Genomic DNA, 5,066 nt, shown 5'->3' on the forward strand with positions numbered 1-5,066 from the left:
AAGGGAAGTAATGGTAAGTAGAATTGGAAATTTTAAAGTGAATATTAATCAAAAAGTAGGGGTGAAGCTAAAAAGCCGAACCTTGAAATAAAGTAAGATTAAGCTCTTCGAGTTTTCGAGAGCCTACAATATGTAAATAAGAGGTGAAATAATGTTTGAAAACCTTATTGAAGAAATCAAAAAATGGGCAATAAATGAGCCCTTTGCCGAAGCAATTATTTTAGTAGGTTCTTATGCAAGGGGCACACAAAAGGCAGATTCAGATATTGATTTAGTTATTTTAACTTCTAATAAGCAACACTATATTGATAATACTCAAATATTCAGTGCCTTTGGGTTGATTAATAGGTCGGATATTGAATTTTATGGTGAGTGTACTTCGATTCGCATTTGGTATAAGAGTGGCTTAGAAGTAGAGTTCGGAATGGTACCTTTATCATGGATTGATTTACCTTTAGATTTCGAAACAGAGCGAGTTTTGTCTTATGGGTATAAAATATTGGTTGATAAAAAAAGAATATTCACTCCAATTACATCTATAATACCTGAGCACCCCTAATAAGCATATTTAGAATTTGTTTTACTTCACAATATTTACATTATATTCAACAGGAATAGTTAAGGAAAAAGAATTATTTATATTGACGTACTCTATGCTATCTATAAACTAGAATATATATTAAAAAAGCTTTTGTAGATAGGTGCATAATTTACCAATAATGGAACCTTTTAGTGTTAATAGAATATTGCCGTGATGCAATTTTTTAAAGATGGTGTTGTCTTATTCATAACATGATATAATAAATCATGTTATGAATAAGACAGTAGAAAATTTCTCCTGTCTAAACAAGGAGGTAAAAATTTATGAAAAAACAAGTACATTTTGCAAAAATTTTAGCACTATTATCAATTCCTTTAGTAGCTTTTATTTTATGGTATATATTTTTACCAGCATTCAATTTACATTCTTTTGGATTTTGGATTTATCTTTTAGTTAATTTAATATATATCGTAACTATTTTAATTACATTTAACAAAAAGTATTACAAGCTTTACATGATACCAGCAATTCTTATGGCCTTATTTATTGTATTAAAAATATTTTCTGCAACAATATTTCATTCAACAAGATATGCAAATTTAATTGAAAAAGAAAATAGTTCTTTTGAAGAAGATATTAAAGAGGCTTCATTTGAGCAAGTTCCTACAGTTGATAGAGATACAGCGCAAAGATTAGGTAGTAGAAAAATGGGGAAAATGTTAGAATTAGTTTCTCAATACAATGTATCCGATGCCTATACTCAAATCAATTTTGATGATAAACCAGTAAGAGTTACTCCGCTCGAATACAATGGGTTCTTAAAGTGGATAAGTAATAGAAATAAAGGAATACCCAACTATATAATAGTAGATATGATAGATGGTAAAGTAGAGTTGAAGAAACTGGAAAACAACATTAAATATTCTAAATCAGATAAATTCTCAAGGGATATTTATCGACATTTGAGAAAAAATTATCCTACAGATATGTTTTTTGAAATAAGTTTTGAAATAGATGAGGAAGGAATTCCTTATTGGGTTGCACCAGTATACCATAATACAATTGGTTGGTTTGGAGGATCAGATGTAAAAGAAGTAATATTAACCAATGCAGCAAATGGAGAAACTACAAAATATAATATAAAAGATGTGCCGAAATGGGTGGATAGAATTTATGATGCAGATGAAATAATTAAACAACTTAATTGGAATGGCGGACTTCAATTAGGATTTTTAAATTCATTGTTTGCTCAAAAAGGTGTATTACGAACAACAGAAGGGTATAATTATCTAGCTATAGATGATGATGTTTACCTATATACAGGTATGACCTCCGTAGGAGCTGATGAATCTAATGTCGGCTTTGTACTTGTAAACTTAAGAACAAAAGATACTAAATTCTATAAAATGTCATCGGCAGAAGAATTTTCAGCTATGGAAAGTGCCGAAGGAGCAGTACAAGAAAAAGGATATAAATCAACATTCCCAATATTATTAAATATAGATAATAAACCAACCTATTTTATGTCTTTAAAAGATGAAGCTGGATTGGTTAAAATGTATGCATTAGTTGATGCTCAAAATTATCAAAGAGTATCAATCGGTACAACAGTAAGCAATGTTGTTAGTACACATATTGGAAGGGATATATCAAATATAAAAGCAGAAGAAGATGCCAAATCAGCAGAACTTCTAAATACAAAAGGTAAAATAATAAGCATTCAATCCGTTGTTATTGATGGTAATACCCATTATTATTTCATATTGGATAATAGCAACAAGATATATATAGCTAATATTAAAATATCAGAAAAGTTACCATTTATAGAAGTTAATGATGAGGTTAATATAGAATATTATGAAAAGAATACTCTAAATCAAGTAATGAAACTAGAAATTGTAAAATAAAGCAAAATGATATTATGAACATAGGGGAAATTCGATGTTATGCTATAATTCAGGCATATAAGTCCTATTTGCAAGCAACTGTAATATTAAAGCTTTTTTATTTAATATAGGGATAAAAGAGATAATAAATTTTAAATATGGGCTTTATTATATTGATTGTAAAAAAGAGTAGACATGCTATAATCAAGTATATTATTATTTTGTCTTTGAATGGAGGTGACTATAAATATGGCCGAAAAGCTCGTTTTGATATCCGAATGGATAGAGGTTGCACTTGCTATTGTTGTAGTGGCGGGAGTAATATTGGATTCTAAGAATCTTGTTGTCTATATAAAGCAGATTGTATTATCAAGGGGTGGAGATGTTACCTATGAGCTGTTTAATCATTTTTTGTCATATATATTATTGCTAGTCATGGGTTTGGAATTGGCACAGATGCTAATTAGGCGTACTCCTGAAAGTATTGCTCAAGTTATGCTTTATGCAATTGCACGTAAGACGCTTATACATAGTAACAAAATGTCTGAAGTGTTAATTGGGGTAGTTGCCTTTGGAATAATATTTGTGTTATTAAGGTTTATATAAAAACAACTGAGCATTTGTGAGGCTACTGAAAAAGCTCTTGTTAAACGACAATTAATGAAAAGCTAATAAAGGCACTAAAGGCGTTGGTTCATCTATACTTTTAGTGCCTTTATGCGATATAAATAATAAAAAATATTTTAGGTGATGATCCTTGCAATCTAGCATCTAATAAGTTAGTGGATAGAAACTTTTCTAAAACAATGGATAATACTTTAAACTAAATGGGGCTTTGTGGTTGGGCAAATAAAAAATTTAGCTTATTATATTTTTACAGCCTTTTCTTTTAGTTTAAATATTTCTTTTTCATTTTCTACTTCTTTATGAAGTACAAAATATAAAGTATCTTTAATATCTGTTATACCTTGTCGGGTTTCAGTTCTAAATTCAGTCAAATCAGCAGTTTGTTCATATACAGAGTCTAATTTGTTTTCAATTCTTCCTTGGCCAGCTTCTACATGATCTAATCTACTATCCATGCTATCAAATCTTTTGTCCATGCCATCTAATCTACTATCCATGCTATCAAATTTTTTGTCCATGCCATCTAATCTACTATCCATGCTATCAAATTTTTTGTCCATGCCATCTAATCTACTATCCATGCTATCAAATCTTTTGTCCATGCTATCAAATCTACCGTCTATGCCATCTAATCTGCTATCTATGCCATTTAATCTGCTATTTATTTGATCTAATATATTTAGAATTTTTTCTTCATTGTTCATTTTTTTCCCCCCTTTTTCTTTTGATTATGAAATTTTACCTAATAAATAGAAATTTTCATTTTAACTTCTTGTTATAGATATTATACCTTAAAATTGCCAATGTTAAAACACGTATTCATAAAATAATTTATAAATAAAGTTGCTGAATTTAGCTTAATCTCAAATATAGGATTTATCCGAATGAATAGAGGTTGCACTTGCTATTGTTGTAGTGGCGGGAGTAATATTGGATTCTAAGAATCTTGTTGTCTATATAAAGCAGATTGTATTATCAAAGGGTGGAGATGTTACCTATGAGCTGTTTAATCATTTTTTGTCATATATATTATTGCTAGTCATGGGTTTGGAATTGGCACAGATGCTAATTAGGCGTACTCATGAAAGTATTGCTCAAGTTATGCTTTATGCAATTGCACGTAAGACGCTTATACATAGTAACAAAATGTCTGAAGTGTTAATTGGGGTAGTTGCCTTTGAAATAATATTTGTGTTATTAAGGTTTATATAAAAAACAACTGGGCATTTGCCCAGTTGTTTTTTTATTCATTTTCAGCTTTTTGCTCAACGATAACTTCTTCTGTATTACCAGCTTTAGCATTCTTTAGAGCAGCTTTTGCTAATTCTTTAAAATCATCAACAGAATGGGTTGCACCTGTTACAGTATCAACCTTGTCAACATCTTGCTTTTCTACTAAGTCTTCAGCCAATTTAGGTGAAAACTCTTCAGGAGAAGTACCAGAAGCGTCTTTCATTGTTTTGTTGTACTCATCATCTTCAGATTTTAGTGCGCCTTCTTCGTTTTCGTAGTCGAATTTAGCATCAGAGATTTTACCATCGGTGATAACTACTTCTACAAAACCCTTCCAACCATGATCATCAAAATCTTTAAAAGATGCTTTATAAGTACCATCTTTATATCCGCCATTACCACATCCAGCTAAAACAGCTGTAAGCATAACAGCAACAAGTACAACACTAAGTGATTTTTTCATATTTCTTACCTCCTAAATAAATATAATAATTCTTATAGAATAATATATATTCTATAAGAATGAAAAACAAATTTTGTTAAATCTAAGTTAAAATATAATATTTTGTTTTTTTGCACAGATATTATAATAATACACCTATAATATTATAATAATACACCTATAATATTATGTCAATCCCTTAATAATAATAGATAGCGTCAATTTACTGTAGGGAAAAGAAGAATAGATAACATCCTGGGATATTTTTACTTAAAGTTACAGTTCCCATATATTCAGATGACTGTTTGGTATTATAGTTTTATCTACACCATTAACA

General features: G+C 29.6%; 6 protein-coding genes. 4 read left to right on the forward strand and 2 right to left on the reverse strand.

What is annotated here, in order from left to right:
- Positions 1–151: 151 nt before the first annotated feature.
- The 3 genes from EJN67_RS13660 to EJN67_RS13670 all read left to right on the forward strand — a co-directional run bounded on the left by EJN67_RS13660 (position 152) and on the right by EJN67_RS13670 (position 3,033).
- Entirely contained in the window at positions 152–559 is a 408-nt protein-coding gene (locus EJN67_RS13660; protein WP_129724986.1) for a nucleotidyltransferase domain-containing protein, read from the forward strand.
- A gap of 305 nt (positions 560–864) precedes the next feature.
- Positions 865–2,448, forward strand: coding sequence for a hypothetical protein (locus tag EJN67_RS13665; protein WP_129724987.1), 1,584 nt, complete (start codon positions 865–867; stop codon positions 2,446–2,448).
- Between the two features lie 228 nt (positions 2,449–2,676).
- The gene (locus EJN67_RS13670; RefSeq protein ID WP_129724988.1) at positions 2,677–3,033 is read left to right on the forward strand and encodes a hypothetical protein; all 357 of its coding nucleotides are present in this window, start codon (positions 2,677–2,679) and stop codon (positions 3,031–3,033) included.
- A 260-nt stretch (positions 3,034–3,293) separates the two neighbouring features.
- On the opposite strand, the gene EJN67_RS13675 is transcribed toward EJN67_RS13670, so the two are convergent.
- Positions 3,294–3,758: a hypothetical protein gene (locus tag EJN67_RS13675; protein WP_129724989.1), complete on the reverse strand. Its 465-nt coding sequence runs from the start codon at positions 3,756–3,758 to the stop codon at positions 3,294–3,296.
- Positions 3,759–3,984: 226 nt separating this feature from the next.
- Here EJN67_RS13675 and EJN67_RS13680 point away from each other — a divergent pair, with 226 nt between their 5' ends.
- Positions 3,985–4,266, forward strand: coding sequence for a hypothetical protein (locus EJN67_RS13680; RefSeq protein ID WP_129724990.1), 282 nt, complete (start codon positions 3,985–3,987; stop codon positions 4,264–4,266).
- 31 nt (positions 4,267–4,297) lie between these two features.
- Here the strand turns inward: EJN67_RS13680 and EJN67_RS13685 are convergent, their stop codons facing one another.
- Entirely contained in the window at positions 4,298–4,750 is a 453-nt protein-coding gene (locus EJN67_RS13685) for an FMN-binding protein (RefSeq protein WP_129724991.1), read from the reverse strand.
- Positions 4,751–5,066: the final 316 nt, after the last annotated feature.

Origin of the sequence: Xylanivirga thermophila (genome assembly GCF_004138105.1) — a bacterium.
Taxonomy (GTDB): domain Bacteria; phylum Bacillota; class Clostridia; order Caldicoprobacterales; family Xylanivirgaceae; genus Xylanivirga; species Xylanivirga thermophila.

Bases quoted from the DNA above. Each gene is read 5' to 3' on its own strand.
- EJN67_RS13660 (WP_129724986.1), top strand. From the start codon at position 152: ATGTTTGAAAACCTTATTGAAGAAATCAAAAAATGGGCAATAAATGAG.
- EJN67_RS13665 (WP_129724987.1), top strand. From the start codon at position 865: ATGAAAAAACAAGTACATTTTGCAAAAATTTTAGCACTATTATCAATT.
- EJN67_RS13670 (WP_129724988.1), top strand. From the start codon at position 2,677: ATGGCCGAAAAGCTCGTTTTGATATCCGAATGGATAGAGGTTGCACTT.
- EJN67_RS13675 (WP_129724989.1), bottom strand. From the start codon at position 3,758: ATGAACAATGAAGAAAAAATTCTAAATATATTAGATCAAATAAATAGC.
- EJN67_RS13685 (WP_129724991.1), bottom strand. From the start codon at position 4,750: ATGAAAAAATCACTTAGTGTTGTACTTGTTGCTGTTATGCTTACAGCT.